This window comes from Streptomyces sp. NBC_01298, assembly GCF_035978755.1.
In the GTDB taxonomy this organism is placed as follows: domain Bacteria; phylum Actinomycetota; class Actinomycetes; order Streptomycetales; family Streptomycetaceae; genus Streptomyces.
Genome location: NZ_CP108415.1, coordinates 147,927 through 163,661, shown reverse-complemented (window position 1 = coordinate 163,661; position 15,735 = coordinate 147,927). Strand labels below are relative to the sequence as shown.

General features: G+C 68.1%; 15 protein-coding genes. 4 read left to right on the top strand and 11 right to left on the bottom strand.

All coding sequences use genetic code 11. The annotated features are described in order from the left end of the window. Nucleotides 1-642: 642 nt before the first annotated feature. From OG730_RS42040 to OG730_RS42020, 5 genes are all read right to left on the bottom strand, one after another. Nucleotides 643-1,191, bottom strand: coding sequence for a class I SAM-dependent methyltransferase (locus OG730_RS42040; protein WP_327309859.1), 549 nt, complete (start codon nucleotides 1,189-1,191; stop codon nucleotides 643-645). 568 nt (nucleotides 1,192-1,759) lie between these two features. Beyond that, entirely contained in the window at nucleotides 1,760-2,227 is a 468-nt protein-coding gene (locus tag OG730_RS42035; RefSeq protein ID WP_327309858.1) for a hypothetical protein, read from the bottom strand. After that, nucleotides 2,224-4,074: a glycoside hydrolase family 15 protein gene (locus tag OG730_RS42030; protein WP_327309878.1), complete on the bottom strand. Its 1,851-nt coding sequence runs from the start codon at nucleotides 4,072-4,074 to the stop codon at nucleotides 2,224-2,226. The genes OG730_RS42035 and OG730_RS42030 overlap by 4 nt, the downstream gene beginning before the upstream one ends. Nucleotides 4,075-4,312: 238 nt before the next feature. Then, nucleotides 4,313-4,873, bottom strand: coding sequence for a recombinase family protein (locus tag OG730_RS42025; RefSeq protein WP_327309857.1), 561 nt, complete (start codon nucleotides 4,871-4,873; stop codon nucleotides 4,313-4,315). Nucleotides 4,874-5,043: 170 nt separating this feature from the next. Continuing rightward, on the bottom strand, nucleotides 5,044-6,249 hold the full coding sequence (locus tag OG730_RS42020) for a hypothetical protein (RefSeq protein ID WP_327309856.1): 1,206 nt from the start codon (nucleotides 6,247-6,249) through the stop codon (nucleotides 5,044-5,046). A 348-nt stretch (nucleotides 6,250-6,597) separates the two neighbouring features. Here OG730_RS42020 and OG730_RS42015 point away from each other — a divergent pair, with 348 nt between their 5' ends. Beyond that, entirely contained in the window at nucleotides 6,598-7,140 is a 543-nt protein-coding gene (locus OG730_RS42015; RefSeq protein ID WP_327309855.1) for an ATP-binding protein, read from the top strand. Then, nucleotides 7,137-8,210: an aldo/keto reductase gene (locus OG730_RS42010; RefSeq protein WP_327309854.1), complete on the top strand. Its 1,074-nt coding sequence runs from the start codon at nucleotides 7,137-7,139 to the stop codon at nucleotides 8,208-8,210. Before OG730_RS42015 ends, OG730_RS42010 begins: the two co-directional genes overlap by 4 nt. 86 nt (nucleotides 8,211-8,296) lie before the next feature. Here the strand turns inward: OG730_RS42010 and OG730_RS42005 are convergent, their stop codons facing one another. The 5 genes from OG730_RS42005 to OG730_RS41985 form a co-directional block, all read right to left on the bottom strand. After that, nucleotides 8,297-9,040 (bottom strand): 2'-5' RNA ligase family protein, encoded by a 744-nt coding sequence (locus tag OG730_RS42005; RefSeq protein ID WP_327309853.1) that lies wholly within the window; start codon nucleotides 9,038-9,040, stop codon nucleotides 8,297-8,299. 15 nt (nucleotides 9,041-9,055) lie between these two features. After that, nucleotides 9,056-10,405: an NsdA family TPR-like regulatory protein gene (locus tag OG730_RS42000; protein ID WP_327309852.1), complete on the bottom strand. Its 1,350-nt coding sequence runs from the start codon at nucleotides 10,403-10,405 to the stop codon at nucleotides 9,056-9,058. Nucleotides 10,406-10,486: 81 nt separating this feature from the next. After that, entirely contained in the window at nucleotides 10,487-10,951 is a 465-nt protein-coding gene (locus OG730_RS41995) for a PPC domain-containing DNA-binding protein (RefSeq protein WP_327309851.1), read from the bottom strand. Between the two features lie 27 nt (nucleotides 10,952-10,978). Continuing rightward, complete coding sequence (locus OG730_RS41990; protein WP_442815242.1) at nucleotides 10,979-11,911, bottom strand: asparaginase; 933 nt, start codon at nucleotides 11,909-11,911, stop codon at nucleotides 10,979-10,981. 123 nt (nucleotides 11,912-12,034) lie between these two features. Then, nucleotides 12,035-13,534, bottom strand: coding sequence for a transcriptional regulator, XRE family protein (locus OG730_RS41985; protein ID WP_327309849.1), 1,500 nt, complete (start codon nucleotides 13,532-13,534; stop codon nucleotides 12,035-12,037). A 203-nt stretch (nucleotides 13,535-13,737) separates the two neighbouring features. Between OG730_RS41985 and OG730_RS41980 the strand changes: the two genes are divergently transcribed. Next, nucleotides 13,738-14,634: a helix-turn-helix domain-containing protein gene (locus tag OG730_RS41980; protein ID WP_327309848.1), complete on the top strand. Its 897-nt coding sequence runs from the start codon at nucleotides 13,738-13,740 to the stop codon at nucleotides 14,632-14,634. Between the two features lie 12 nt (nucleotides 14,635-14,646). Continuing rightward, nucleotides 14,647-14,883: a DUF397 domain-containing protein gene (locus OG730_RS41975; RefSeq protein WP_327309847.1), complete on the top strand. Its 237-nt coding sequence runs from the start codon at nucleotides 14,647-14,649 to the stop codon at nucleotides 14,881-14,883. A gap of 152 nt (nucleotides 14,884-15,035) precedes the next feature. Here the strand turns inward: OG730_RS41975 and OG730_RS41970 are convergent, their stop codons facing one another. After that, nucleotides 15,036-15,422, bottom strand: coding sequence for a RapZ C-terminal domain-containing protein (locus tag OG730_RS41970; protein WP_327309846.1), 387 nt, complete (start codon nucleotides 15,420-15,422; stop codon nucleotides 15,036-15,038). Between the last annotated feature and the right edge of the window lie 313 nt (nucleotides 15,423-15,735).

The following is a 15,735-nucleotide window of genomic DNA, read 5'->3' as shown; positions in this document are numbered from 1 at the left end:
GAGGTCACAACGACGCGGCGGAGCCGTGGGCCGGCACAGACCTGGCGCCCGCGTTTCAGCTGGTACCGCACTCGGTCACTGATCAGGGCATCCACGGCAGAGATGTCGGGTGCCGTCAGCTGTCTCATGGCGAACATCGCAGTCCTTGAACTTGGGCAGCAGGGGGAGCGGCAAGCGCGGCAAGCAGCTCGGGGCCGAAACGGGGGTCCTCCCACTCCTCGAAGTCGGCAGGAGTGGCCCCCGGATCGCGGAGCAGTGGCCGCATTCGAGCTGCGTCCCCATGCCCGAGCTCGGCCGCGCAGGCGATGAGGAAGCCGCGCCACTCGCGCGCGCCGTCTCCGCCAAAGACGCTGGGCCCCAAGCGATGCGCGAGAACCGCATACCGAAACCAGGCGCCGGGATGGTCCTCCTTCGCCGCCTGACCCAGCGAGCTCTCCGCATGACGGAGCTCGCCACGCAGCAGCGCACGGGAGCCCAGCAGGAACATGGAGTTTGCGAGCTCGCGTCGCTCCAGTGCCGCCGGACTTGTCGGTGGACCCTCACCCCAGTCACCGCTGGGCCGGTCCCAGTAGTCCCTCTCGCCCTTGAGCTGACCGCGTAGTTCGATCAGGCTCCCCACACGGGGCCGGTCTGCCCGGCCCATCAGCTGTCTGCCCTACGTGCGCCGCCCAGAGCAAGGGCTACAACCTCACCGCGTCGGGTGAGCGGCCACACTGGAGCGGTCGGCCACGCGTCACGCAGCTCCGCGATCACTGCCCGAGGCAGACCTTCGCCCCCTCGGGCGTGCTTTGCCATCTCCTCACGGACCTGTGTGACCACGTAGACCGTGCCTGTACCTGGCCGAAGGAGGCAGCGCGTGTTGGCGATGAACGCGGGGAGGTCCAGGTACTGCAGCACGAACCGACAGCAGAGGACGTCCACCGCCCCTGGCTGGATGCCTGTGGGCCGGACAGGCAGGCCGAAGTCATGGGTCTCGAACGACAGCAGTGGGTGCGAGAGCGATGCACGCGCTACCGCCACGGCTGCCTCGGACCAGTCGTAGCCGATGGTCCGCAACCTGCCGTGCAATGCCAGGGCGCCGGACAGATCGCCTTTGCCGCATCCCACATCGATCGCCGTTCTGGCCTTCTCGTGCTGAACGTGCGCGGCGAACCCGCGCCACTCCCGCTCAAGGAGCACGAAGGTGTCCACGGACCGATCCGTGAGGTACAGCGAGTCCCAGAACCGGCGCTGAGAAGCGATCGCCTGAGCCGATCGTCGCCCGGTCACTGTGCTCCACTCTCGGCCTGAAGGCCATGAGCGGCCTCCGCGGGGTCGACCAGGCCGAGAGCCACGGCAGCGCCCAGGAGACGCAGCTCGGCTTCCCAGCCAGAGACCAGGCCGAACCCGAGGTGCTGCTGGGCGTGCCGTAACAGGCTCCGAAGCTCCGTGGCAGGCACGCGGGCCCGGCGGCCAATGTCTCCCAGATCGGAGCTCGGCGTCGTCGCCCACGTTCTGACCGCGGCCTCCTGTTCACTGGTCAGTGCCCGAACGGCCCGCGGGGCGTCGGGAGCCATGAGCTCGCCGGCGCTCAGGGCGAGCAGGGCCACGCTGCGCAGTGGCATGTCGTGCCTGCTGCGGGTGCGGGCCAGGGCCTGGCCGAGGGAGGCAATGCTGGTGTGAAGCCGTGCTGCGACCTCTCCGGCCGAGCCACCGGCCAACAGCCTCTGCATGCCAGCCCGCTCGGTGGCTCCCGTCAGGATGGGCGTGCCTGGCCATGTCATCGTGCCGCCCCCCGCATGCTCTCCCACTGCTCAACGCCGATCAGGCCATGGGCTAGTGCCGCGCCCACGAGGGTGATCTCCGACGCGGCGGGGGTGAGATCGAATGCGCGGTGGACATCGTGAAGGATCCTGGCGAGCTTCACCGGCGTGATGTCGGGTTTGACCTCCGGGAGCGCGTAACCGGTGTGCTCCACCCAGACACGAAGGGCCTTGATCGTCCGCTCGTCGAGCTGCCGATAGAGGTGGAAGGCCTCCGGCTTCGGCCGTTCGAGTTGGTGGGTGGCGACCGCCCCGAGAGCGATGCAGCGCAGCGGCATCAGGTGCCGTGCCCGTACTCGCTGGAGCAGTTCGCTCAGCGAATCCGTTCTTGGGAGGAAGGCTTCGACCTCGTCGCGTGGCGTGGCTCCGAGCAGGGCCTGGAACACCGCTTCCTCGATGTGTCCTACCAACAGCATCTCGTTCACGCCGCTGTCCCCCAGGAGGTGCCCTTCCAGGCGCCGGAGCGGTGCAGGGCGAGGGCGGCCCGGACTAGGCCGGCGTGGCTGAAGGCCTGCGGGAAGTTCCCCAACTGCCGTCCGCCGGTCGCGGAGGGCTGGAACTCCTCCGCCAGCAGACCCAGTCCGCCTGCAACCCCCGCGAGCGCGTCGAAAATGGCCGCTGCCTCCTTCCCGCGGCCGACCATGGCCAGCACCTCGACGAGCCAGAAGCTGCAGAGCAGGAATCGCCCCTCGTGGCCGGGCAGTCCGTCTGCGCTCCGGTCGCCGGGGGTGCGATAGCGCAGCATGAACCCTCGGTCGTCGGCGAGCTCGTCCATCAAGGCGTCGAGCGTGCCCACCATGCGCGGGTCGCTTGCCTCGATGAATCCGACCAGCGGCAGCCGCAGCAGGGAGGCGTCCAGGTCTGGCGCGCCGTAGGACTGCGTGAAGGAGCCCTGCTCGCTGTCGAATCCGTGGGTGAGGACGTCCGTGCGGATCAGGTCGGCAACGGCACGTAGCCTCCCCGCCTCGCGTGGATCGTGGAGCTCGGGGACAACCCCCGATCCCGCCAGTTCCGAGGCGCGGTCAAGGGCTACCCAGGCCATGACCTTGGAGTACGTGTGGTGCTTCAACCCGCCCCGGCTCTCCCAGAGTCCAGAGTCCGGCTCGGTCCAGCGAGTCTCGGCCACCCGCGCCAGGTCCATCACCAACCGGGCGGACTCGGGTGTCCATCCGATCTTGGAGGCGATCCGCGCGAGGGCGTGCGTGATAGACCCGTACACGTCGAGCTGGAACTGGTCGATGGCCGCGTTGCCACGCCGGACCGGCCGGGAGCCCTCGTAGCCGGCCAGGTGCTCAATGACCCGCTCCGGAAGCTCCCGCTCTCCGCGCACGCCGCACATGATCTGCACGCCGTTCACGTTGTCGCCGATCGTCTCGAGAGCGAACCGGCGCCATGCCTCAAGGCCTTCCTCAGCGCCGCCGGCGATCAGGGCATCGAGGGTGATCTCTGCATCGCGCCACCAGTGATGCTGGTAGTCCCAGTTCCTCACGCCGCCGAGCTCCTCAGGCAGGGACGTCGTGGCAGCGGCGATGTAGGCCCCGGTCGGCGCATACCGAAGTCCGTCCAGGGTCAGCATCGACCTCCTGACCAGCCCCGCGTACCTGCCCTCATACGACACGTTGCCGGCGACCCACCTGCGTCCGCGGTCTCGCGTCGCCTTCCGGCGTCCCGTAGGCGCCAAGGGACGAGGCAGGTCCGGCCCGAGCGTCATCACGAACGCCGTGGTGCGCCCGTACACCGTTCCCCGCAGCGCTCCGTCGGCCGGGTCTTTCACCAGCGATGCCAGGCCTTGCGCGGCGAGGGAGACGACCTGGTCGCCGTCGCGGAAGCGCCACCGCGCCCATCGGTGAGCCGTACCGACCTGTGCTACCTCCGGGACGGTACGGCCGTCGTGGAACCGGGGAAGGAACTCGAAGTCCATGGCGATCTGCCCCTGCAACCGGACCTCACGGAACAGCCGCCCAGGCGTGTCGGCCCCGGGGCGGGTGGGTGGCATGTAGTCGAGGACGGTGGCCTTGCCCTTCGCCGAGCGCCACACCGTCTCCAGGATCATGGTGTCCGGCAGGTAGCGGCGGCTCTCGACGGTGGACTCGCCGTGGGGACGGATCCGCCAGAGCCCGTTGTCCTCGCTGCCCAGCGCCCTGGCGAACACCAGGTCGGAGTCCGGCCGGTCACCGCCCGGCATGTAGCTCACAGCACCCGACGCATCGAGGAGCGCGGAGGTCTGGGCGTTGGACAGGAAGGCGAAGTCCTCGATCGCCGGTGAGTGCATGCTGTTCACAGGAACGGTCCTCGATATTGGGCACGGCTGGACCGCCGTGCGGAGGGAGAGCAGTAATCCGGGGCTGGCGGGCACGATTGGGGTCGCCCCCGATGACCGGGTGAGTGATGGTGTGAAAGCCGCCTCGGTGTCGCGCTCGTGGCACCGGACCGGGGCGGCCGTGGGGGTGCAGCGTCGTGGGTGCCGGTCCCGTGCGGCGGTGTCAGGTCAACCGCACGGGACCGGCGGTCTAGGGGGTGCCCGGCGGTCGGGCGACCTGGTCGACAACCAGCAGTCGGGCCCGGCGCCGGGTCAACCACACGGTGAGAGTTTCGGCCGCCTGGTTCTGGTCGGCCAGCGAGGTGCCGGGGGGCGAGAGGTCGGCGGCTGAGCGGACCACGAGGAGCTGCACCCGCCCGTCCTCGATGTCGCCGCGCAGCCGCGCGAAGCCGGGCCGCTGTTCCAGAGTCCAGCCGCTGGTCGCCACGTCGTGCTGGCGTACGGCTACATGCCGGCAGTACGGTGCGCTCGCGATCTCCAGCCGCTGATGGTCAGCCCATGGGGGGCGCTCGCTGTCCAGGTGGAGGTAGGTGGCCGCCACCGTGTGCCGGGCCAGGAATTCCCGGGTGATCCGCACCGTGTGCTCCAGGGCCCGGATGTACGTGTCCGCGGGGTCTAGGGGGTTGGCCGGCGTGATCTCGTCCAGCCACTGCCGAGCCCCGTCGACCGCCTGGGTCACCTCCGGCGTGAGGAGCGGGAGGATCGCGTCGATGGAGTACAGCACGGTCGCCAGCTGACGGCGCAGCTCCACCGCACGCCGCGCCCGAAGGTGGGCCTCGCTGTCCTCCGGCCCGGCAGCGCGAAGCCGGGGCGCCGCCGGTCGTGCGGTTACAGGCAGCCCGCAGTCTTGAGAGGCGAACTGCCGCACACCTCCTGCGGCCCGCATGGACTTGTGGTGCGGCCGGCGCCGGTGTCCTCCGGTCATCGCGCGCTCCGCACACCGTGCTCCGTCGATTCGGCATCAACGGTGGCGCCGACCACGCCCCGGAAGTCGGAGGTGCCCGCCTGGCCGCCCGCGCGAGCCCCGTGGCTGAATGCCGCCATCCGCCCCGCACTACCAGCCCTGGCCATAACCGCTTCACTGGCCTGGTCATGGTGCTGCGGCTCATCGGCGACGGGCTCTGGAAGAAGGAGCCTCGCGGGAAGGTGGAGGACGGCACGGACGCCGTCTTGCTGGCGGGGGTCGAGCCACGCCTGAAAGCCGCTGCGACGGGCGAGGACACCCACCGCGGCCAGGCCCAGCTGCGCACCGAGCGACGTGAGCAACACCCGCTGCTGCCCAGGCAGTACCGCGGCCGCGTGGGCGTACCCGCCCGGATCCCGCATCGGGCCGACGCTGTCGACGACGATGTTGATGCCGCCCTGCACAGGCATGCTCCACACCGCCACGGTGCTTGCCGGGCTCGAGTGTCGGCAGCCGTTGTCCACGAGCGCGCCCAAAGCGACGACGACTGGCTCAACCGCCGGACCCTTGACGAGGCCGCTGCTCTTGTTGGTGACCTTGACTCGTGTGTAGTCCTGAACACGCGACTGGGCACCGATCAGTACTTCCATGAGGGCGGCATCCGGGCGGCGGCTGCTCACTTCCCGCCCCGCCAGGGCCCCGATGATCTGCATTCGCTGGACCAGCAGCATTACACCGTGATCTACGGCGAAGGCGTGCTGGAGGACTTCCTCGTCACCGGTCCTCCGCAGCAGCTGCACCATCGCGCTTTGCTGCGCCGCGGCCTGGGCCGCCAGCGGGGCGAAGAGGGCCTGGATCTGCGCGTTGGCCGACGCCTCGGTCTGGCCCCTGAAGTCGGTGACGAAGTCGGCACTGTGCCGCAGCGCCGCCTGCAGGGAGCGGCCGAAGTCTGTGGTGGCCAGGTTCGGGTGGCGCAAGGCTCCAGCTTGTGCCGGGTTGCCGGAAGGGGCCGTGGTGAGGGAGGGCAGGCGGACGGTGGCGAAGTGGGCCACCTCCTGGTCTCGGGACTCGATCTGCAGGCCGAGGACCGCGTTCTGCTCCCGGGTCTGCTGGAGGTCGGTGTTGGCCCGGATCGCGGCCCGCCGAAAGTGCCAGGCGGTCATGGATGCGACAGCTGCACCGGCAGGCGCCACAGCCAGAATCACGTCGCTCAGGACTGCCATGTCAGCTCCTCACGGATGTTGAAGGGGAAATCGCGGGACCTGGGCTCACGCCCAGGAGGCAGCGCCGCCGGTCCACCAGCGTGGGTGCAGCACCGTCCGTACCGGCGGGGGCCGATGTGCCACCGCCCGTGCTGCGGGTGGTGACCGACGCTGCCGCTTCCGGAGCCCGGGGCGGGTGCTGTCGGCATCACCCACGGTGCCGTGAATCGCTGCGCACTGGTACGCCGAACCGTCGCCACTTCTTCGCCACTTCAGCGAGGCACGACGTAGGACGGTGTCCGAGTTGAGTGCTTTGCCCTTCCTGTTGAAGGGGCGAATGCACGGAGACGAGGTGGAAGTGGCGAAGAAGTGGCGACGGTTCGGCGTACCGATGCCACCGCAGTTCCGTCACGGTGGAGGAAGGTCAACCCCGGTCACGCCGCAGGGCGTCTCGATGGCGAGGAGGCGAGAGTGCCCCCGACAGCTGAGCTGGTCCATGACCGCAGCCTCGGAGAGTTGTTGAATCACCGCGACGTCGTGCTTGAAGGCCGTCCGGCCCCGCAACGCATTGCTCGTGTCGTACTTGCTGACATGCTGGGTGAGGCCCGGGCCGACGACGCGAAGCTCGTTGCCAGTGAGCTCATCGCCAACGCGATCAAGCACGCCGGCGGCGTGGTCCTCATCCGGATCGAGGTCTACGAGCTCGGGTCGGCGCTGGGAGTCGTCGACCGAGACCCTGACACCGAGGCTCTCCCCGCGAGCCCCTCGAACTCGTCCACCAAGTCGACGGCCGTGGCCATGAGCGGACGGGGCCTGTTCCTCGTCCACAACCTCAGCAGTACATGGTCGGTCGAACAGATCGAGAACGGAAAGATCGTCATCGCCGTGCTAGCACCGGCAGGGTCACGTTGAAGACCGCTTTCGACACCACGAAACGCCACCTCGGGCAAGGCCTCTTCGCTCATCCGCTCGGTGTCAACTGCGGAGCCATCGGAGCGGCTGAAGAACCTGGACAGGCACAGGCACGCGACGGGCGCTTCCTCGACGTCCTGCGCCGCGCCGTCGAGCTCGGAGCCAACTTGCTCGACACGGCCGACTGCTACGGCGCCGGCCATGCCGAACGCATGCTGGGACGCCTCCTGCGCGAACACCCAGACCAGGGGCTTCTCACCAGCAGCAAGGTCGGGCACATCCGCGGCTCCGCACCACACGCCTACGCCGACCGGCACATCCATCACCAGTTCCAGCAGACTCTGGAGAACCTCTACGCCGAGGAACTCGACCTCTACACGCTCGACTCCTGGGACTTCGGACCACAGGACCGCTATCTCGGAAGCGCGATCGACCAGATGCACACCTTGCGTGAGCTAGGGGCTGTGCGGGCCGTTGGTCTGCGCGGCCCGCACGTCCCCTACGGCGCTACGCCCGAGGAGCGGGACGCCAGCGCCGCACGGTTCCTGTACCTCTTCCAGATGATCAAGCCGAACATCGTCTGGACCCGCTTCAACGCTCTTACACCGGTGATCACCCTGGAGGGCGAGGACCTGTTCGCCTTCACAGCCCGCCTCGGAGTCGGCCTCGTTCTAGCCGCGCCCCTGGCCCACGGCGTGCTCACCGGGCGGGCCCCACGAATCACCACGCCGAACTTGGGCGCCTCCGGCCTGCCGCCAGGCAACAGGGGCCTTACTCCCGACAGAGTCGCGAGAGTCACCGCCGGGATGGAGGCCCTGCGCGTCCACTTCGGCGATGAGCAGGGGACCCTGACCCGGTTGGCCCTGCTCTCCTGCCTGCAGAGAGCCGACCACTGCGCAGCCGTCGTCGGCTTCACCAGTAAGACTCAAGTCGAAGAGAGCTTCGGATGCCTATCCGGCCCCACCCTCACGGCTACTGAGCTTCAGGTGATCGACGCGGCCTACGCCGATATCCGCGCCGACATAGAAGAGCAGCCGCGGCGGAGAGTGCCTCACCCCGCCCGCACTTGACGGGCTCCGGCATCCCGCAGCGGATGGAGAGGGAGACCGACCAACGCCCCTGCCTCGCTGCTGGCACCGCGTCCAAGGGCTCGTGATCATCGGCTCCCCGGGCTGGTCGGGGAGGGCACTTCAGGGTGCAGGGGGACCGAGCGGACTGTCCGCCACCGGTATGTCCTGTCCTGACGGCGCAGCTCGACGAGCTCCACCGATGTGACGTCCAGGGTGACGGGCGGCATCGAGCGCAGCTGTGCCACGGCCTCAACGACGGGCGAAGCCGGCCGTGCCTGGTTGTTGTAGGCGATTCCCAGATGCGGACGGAAGGCGTGTGTCGGTCCGCCTCCGGGAATACCGATCCGCTCGCCGACAGCGGTGAGCACGGCGTGGAGGTGGACCAGGGGGCGCCAGGGCGTGAGGCTGAAGCGGACGGCGCCGCGTGAGCCTGCCAGCGGGTGGGCCTGGAGACGAAACGCTCCGACGGGCAGGTTCTGGGTCAGGTCGAGGAGGCGTGCAACCTGGTCAGCAGATACCTGGTCGGTGCGGCCGACTCGAAGCATGGTCACATGCAGCCCGTCCTGCGGGACGGGGTCCATCCCGAGGTGATGGAGGGCCTTCTGGCAGTGCTCCGCCAGGCCGAGGAGTGCGGTGGCCCCGGTGAAGGTCAGCATCCAGTAGTACGAGCGCTTCTGGTCCGACCATCCAGGCCGGTCCCAATGATCGCCCATACGTTCGACATCCTGGAAGGCGTGCCAGTCGTGTCCGACAATCGCGTCCGGGTCGTCGAGATCCGCAGGCGGCTCACTGGGAAAGGCGCTGGGATCGGTCTCCAGCTCGGGCGTCACAGGGCTCCTCGTTAGTCAGGGGGCGATCTGGGCGGGCTGACCCTCGGCAAACGGTCCTGCCTGGGGTTGTGCCCGCCAGCTCCGCAGCTCATCGGCATAGTCCCCCACAGCGGGCTCGTCATGCCATTGCTCGGCGCCCACGTACAGCTCCTTCGCCCTCTCCCAGACCGATTTGATCGGACGACCGATGCCGGCTCTCAGCGCTCTACTGCCCAGGACCATGGCGTGCTCGACCTCAGGAGAGCCCTGCTTCAGCAGGGCGGACGCCACATCCAAGCCGACTAAGGCGCGACTCCAATCGGAGGGGGAGTGCTCGACCAGGTCCTCGATCTCCTCGGCGTGCGCCACGACCTCGGCCGTGTCGCCCAGCGAGAGACGCGTCGTGATGGCGTTGGCTAGCGTCCGGGGCATCGAGTAGGGCTCGAAGCTGATACACGAGGTCAGGCCGTCGGGCAGCGAGAACTGCTGATCGGACAGGCTGAGTGCCTGTCCGATGGCCGCCTCGGCCCTGCCGCGGTCCCCGAGGCGTGCGAGCGCCCGGGAACGGCCGTTGACGAGCAGCCGGATGGCCTGTGGGTTGTCCGGATCCAGCGCGACCCCCGCGGAGGCCGCATCGTCGGCTTCCGCGTACCGCTTCTGGTAGTACAGGCCGAGGGAGCGGGTGCCGCTCGCCCACATCTGCATCGAGACCTCGCCGATCTCACCAGCCAGAGACTCCGCCTCCGTGCAGTAGGCGTTGACGATCTCGAACCGCGCGCCGGCGTTGACGGCCATGTATCCCAGCAGCCCGGCGGCTTGGGAGGCGAGCCGGAAGAGCTCCGCGCGCACGCGCGGGGGCTGCTGGCCTCCGAGGACTCCGTGCAGCATCTCGCGGATGACCCGGGCCTCGCCCGCCAGCTGGTGCGGGCCGAGCGCCTCGTATCGGCTCACGACGTTGGTGATCGACTGCCTCACCATCATGAGAACGGGGTCATCGGCGTTGGAGCTCGTCAGCCTGTGAGTCTGCGCGACAACGCTCAGCGGGTCGTCGAACTCGGGGGCCAGTGCAATAGGAGCTACAGCTCCGGTCCCGAAGTCGATCGGCCGACGGGGAGCGGGGTCAACCTGGTCGAACAGCCGCTCGGGTGACATGTTGAACATGTGCTGAAGGACAAGGTACGCGTCGCGGCGGGGAGTGCCCTTGATCGTTCCTCTGCGGCCCATCCACCGGTCGAAGGAGCTGCGGGAGACGTCAGCGCGCGCGAGCCGAGGGTCGTTCTCCTTCTCGGCCGCCCGTCTCGCTGCCTTGCTGAAGTGAATGCAGAACTTCTCGTACGAGTCCCAGTGCTTCTCCTGCACCAAGAGGGTGAAGCGTGTGGTGGCCATGCCTCCTCCTACAAGTCTGGGTGCCAAATGGCTGCTCGCGCGCGGCGATGAAGGACCAGGCGAACCAGCAGCCGCGCGGGATCAGCCCTCCTGCTCGAAAGTGAGTAGGGGGACGTCGTAGAGATCGGGAATGCGCTTCCGGGTCACCACTGGGGAGGCCCACTCCTCGATGGCGAGTTCGGTGACGAACTGCACGGTGGCGCCCAGGAGGTGGCTCGTGCGTCCATCGGCAGAGTCCGCCTTGAGGCCGGCGGACACGTGGATGTGCGGAGCCACGCGGTCGTTCTCGGCGTCCCAAGCGAGAGTTCCGCTGCCGAGGACCTCCAGGGTCTCGACTTCGATCTCTTCCCACAGCGGGCGCTCCGGAGACTTCAGGGGGCCACAGGTTCCTACCAGCCGGGCACGGCTGAAGCCTCCGATGAACGTGATAGAGCCGGCGCGGACACCGGATTCGCGGCAGAAGGCATCCAGCGCCTCGAAGAACTCTTCGCCATGGTCGAAGGCAACAGCGAACCTTCGGCCGATACTGATCTCGGTGGCGCGCATAGGAATCCCATCGTGAGTCGTCGAGGGTCAGCGGTGGGCCGCGAAGACGGTCCGGATCGCGGTCTGGTCCGCGCCGGAGCGCAGGAGGGCAAGCAGCAGCAGCCGGGCCTTGCGCGGCTCCAGCCGGCCGCCATTGACCAGGCCCCGGCCGAGGAGGTCGGTCTCCGAGCCGGGACCGAAGTCGTAGGTGTGGGTGAGGACGCTTCCGGCGCCGGTACGGGAAGTCAGGACGACGGGGATGCGGGCTGCGAGGTTGCCCAGCCGTTGCGCCCAGATCTGCGGGACGTGCCCGGCGCCGAAGGCCGCGACGACCAGGCCGTCGAGCCGGTCGGCGGGAGCATCGAGGAGGGACCCCTCGCTGCCGAGCGTCGCCTCGATCACCTCGACGCAGGCCAGGCGCACAGGCAGTCCGATGGGCGCCTGGCGCGGCACCAGGAAGTGGATCCGAGGTTGGCCTTCCACCAGATGACCGACCGGCCCTGCGCCGGGCGAGGTGAACGCTGACGTGCTGGTGCTGTGGGTCTTCTGGACATGGCGGGCCGCGTGGAGCTCGTCGGCGAAGGCGACGAGAACCCCGATGCCGCGGGCCTCGGGGCAGGCCGCGGTGCGTACGGCGGCGAGGATGTTGGCCGGCCCGTCGGCGCCTGGCATCTGCGGATTGCGCATGGCGCCGGTGATGACGACAGGAGCGTTCCCGGTGTAGAGCAGGTCCAGAAGGTAGGCCGTTTCCTCCAGAGTGTCGGTGCCCTGGGTGATCACGATCCCCGCGGTGTCCGAGGAACGCTTGTTGAGTAGGTCGGCGAGGTCGACGATGTCGTCCACCGCGAGCCATGCCCCGGGAATCTTCCGGAAGTCCACCAGCTCCAGGGTGGCCTCCGCAGCAAGTTCAGGCACTGCGGCAACGAGGTCCTCGGCGGTCAAGGCGGGGGCGACTCCACGTCCCGCTGTGTCGGACGCCATCGCGATGGTGCCCCCGAGCGAGAGCACCAGAACACGCGGGGGCGGGGCCTGGGAGGTGAGGGCCACGGCGACTGCCTTTCACAGAAGAGGATCAAGCACAGGTCTGAGTCAGCGTCGTGCCTCTCAGCGGTCGGGGGCAAGGGATCCGAGGAAGTGGAACACCTCGTCCAAGGCCTCGACGCTGAGGTGGCGGCTGCGGGGACGGACGATGCTCGCTATCCCACACGCCGCCAGCTCACGGCACCGTACGACCAGCCAGCTCCAGTCGACGTCCAGGTACCCGGCCAGGGCACGCAGCCGGGCCTGCGGATCAGGCCCCCGCATCACGCTGTGTGCCTGGGCTTCGCCGGTCGCTTCACGGTATCCCCGGAGGGCGGGGCGCTGCGTGACCGTGTCGACAGCCCAGATCTCGTCGGTTCGCACCCAGTTGGCGACCACTGCACGCTGTTCGGGAATCATGGCGAACCCGTCCATCTCCGAGTACTCCGGGTCGGCGAGAACATCGACACGGATGCCCTGCAGTTCCATCAGGGTGACGGCCAAGAGGAGAAGGACCCGCTCGTACCTGTCGCTTCGCGCGACCGCGCTCTCCGGGATGCAGAAGGCGCGAGACATCGGCGCGGTGCCGACGGCGTACCGTGCTGACAGGGCCCTGAGGTAGTCGAGCTTGTGCTGGAACCACAGCCACGCGGCTGCCTGCTCGCCGGTCTGCTCGCGGGTCCAGAAGACCGGGGGCCCCGACAGCCCGTCGAGCCGGCGCATGATGTGCTGCGCGCAGAAGCTTGATCCCAGCCAGTGCGCTCCCGCCGTGGTGAGGTCGGGCATTGCCAGGCGGCTGGGAGCCGACCGCGGAAGAGCGAGGTAGGTGTCTAGGACCTGTTGCTCCTGGGCCAGAGTGGAGTCGTCGGCAAGTAGTCCGTCGTCGAACTGGACGAGCGACCACAGCAGACCGTAGGTGAGATCGTCCAGCACGTGCGCGGCCTGTAGATCAAGGGTGCTGCGTCCGGGTGCCATGGCGCGGGCGCGCCGGGCGTTCGCGGCGTCGATCACGAAGAGCTGAGCGGTGCTCTCCCGCTCGTCCACTCCGATGAGGAACCCGCGGCTCGCCGAACGCAGGAAGCGGTCGAACGCGTCGGCGCCAGTGATGTCGACTTGAGCAATCGAACCGGATCGGGTGACGGGACGGAAGGCCACTGCGGTAGCCGTCCCGTCCAGCGCTTGCCGACCGACCATCTCCCAAGAGCCGGGCGCCTCCCCCGAGGACATGAAAAGACGGCTCGTGGACCAGCTCTCCGTGATCGCAAGCGAGGCGCTCAGGCGGTCACGATCAGGCATGGGGGACTGTGGGCGGACGGTATCCGGGGCAGGGCTGAAGAGATCCCGGCAGGGGACGCCGAAGAGCCGCTCCAGGACCAGAGCCGTATCTGGCCGCGGCATGCCCTGCCAGTCCCCCTTCGCCCACCGGTCGAAGCTGCGCCGCGGCACCGTGATGCGGGCCAGCCTGGGTGCGTTGACCTCCTTGGCTATGTCGCGGGCTGCCTGTTCGAAGCGTAAGCAGAAGGTGTTCCACCGGTCCCACCTGCGCTCCATAAGCAGGACGCGGAACAAGGTGGGGCGGGGCATCGACACAGCCCTCCTCGGACAACGGCGGGACGAGCACCGGCAACCACGGCCAGCTGGCACATTCCACGAGGCGCGACAGAGGCACCACGGATTGTGACCTCGGCCAGGATGCTCCTCTCGGTGTGTTCCGCGCAACACAACCGAGAAAATTTCTCCATAGAATCGGTTGTTGGAGTAGGGGCCTTCAGGCCACACTGGCCACCATGTCCGATGCAGAGGTCCCCTGGTCTCTTCCGCACAGAGAAGTGGGCAGCAGGCTCGAGGAGTTGCGGGAGCGCCACGGTCTGACGCAGAGCGCTGTCGTTGACCTTCTGGGCGCGCGCGGCATCCGGACGAACGTCTCCTCTCTGAGCAAGCTCGAAAACGGGAAGCTGAAGAGGATCCCGAGCGGCCTCATCGAAGCACTGCTCGACCTGTACGAGACCGAGCCCGAGTCCGAGACCCGCCGGTACGTTCTCGGCCTGCTCAGCGTGGACACCACCCCAGCCGGTCGCCGACGCCGACCACCTCTCTGGCGACGCCATGCTGCTCTTCTGGGGCCGATGAAATTCGAGCCCTACCTCCAGCTGGAGCGCAAGGCGGCCAAGCTCCGCAACCACCAGCCTCGCCTAGTGCCAGGACTTCTCCAGACCTGCGGCTACGCCCAGCGCACCATCGAAACCATGCGCCCCGAGCTCAGCGCAGCGGACGTCCGCGGCTTGGTCGACGTCCGTATGGACCGCCAGCGACAGGTCCTCGGCGGAGACGTACTGCACGAGTTCCAAGCCCTGCTCGACGAGGAAGTCCTCCGCCGCCAGGTGGGTGACGAAGCGGTACGGCGAGACCAGCTCCGGCACCTCCTTGTACTGACGGAGCAGGGCAAGGTGACCATCCGCGTCCTGCCGGACAGCCTCGGTATCCACCCAGGCATGGCTGGCCCTTTCGTGCTGATGGGGTTCGATGACGCCGACCAGGACGTCGTCTGGTGTGAACTCGCAAAGCGGTCAGTCTATTTCGACCAAACCGAGGACGTGGACTACTACGACGGGGTATTTACGGATCTATGGGAGCGGGCCCTGTGCCCCGCTGAAACGCGTGCCCTCATCAAGAAGATGATCTAGGAGAGTTAGCAAGTGAGCAAGAGCAAGCCCACCGCGGCCGAGCTGGACCTTTCGGACATCGAGTGGGTGGTGTCCTCGTACAGCGGTGGCGGGGGCGACTGCGTCAGGGTCGGCACGAAGGACGGCTTCGCCTTGGTCGGCGACACGAAGAACCCCGACCTCCCCCCGCTCGTCTACACCCCGAGCGAAGCCCGCGCGTGGCTACAGGCGGCCAAAGCCGGCGAGTTCGACTTTCTGCTCGATCTGTGACACGAGCGGAACTCAGGTAGTCCGCATGGGCCGGCCTTGGACAAGGTCGGCCCATTGCGTTTTGTTCAGCTGCAGACTGGTCGATTCCGGCACCAGGGCACTTCCGGGCCAGGCACTCCGTGAGCGAGAAGCCATTGATGCTTCCCCTGCTCCTAGGAAGGCCGTCCTAGGTCGCGGTGCTCGACGACAAGGGCATATGCGCCCCCAATGTTCAGCTCTGCCAACCTCGTGGCGATGTGCCGCGCGATGACCACAGCACGGCGGCAGCCACCGAAGCTACCGATGGCGATCGTCAGTTGCGCCAGATCCGTGTCGTCCATCAGCATGTGCGTCCCGACCGCGGTCTGCACAGCCAGGCTCCGCGCCTCCGGGGAGGCGAGAACCCGCTGTTGGACAAGGCAGTCAAGGCCAGTCAGGCCGTCCAGAGCGGGATCTTCCACGGCGGGAACCAGCCTGCGGACGTCGAGAGCGAGATCGGATTCGGGCACGGCGCTGGCGTGCATGTAGCCGAAGCTGATGATGGTGACGATTCTTGGCATAACCTGCTGACTCTTTCTCAGGTGGAATGTATGCGTCGATAGCCAGCTGACCCGGGCGTGTCTTTTGTGCGGCACGGCCAGGGGGGCTGGGTGGCTCAGCGGCGACGCCGGTCGTCGCCGGGTGAGGGCGTGCGGCCGATGTGCAGGCCCCCGCAGTGGCGGCATGAATAGGAGCGCTTTGGCGTAGCTGACGGGTTGAAGCGGCTGTATTCGGAGGCGGCATGGTCTGCGTCCTCGGGGTTGGTGAATCGCTTCTTGCCTGTGCAGGCGCGGGCGCGCCTGAGGGCGTTGTTGGCGCGGCTACTCACAGTGG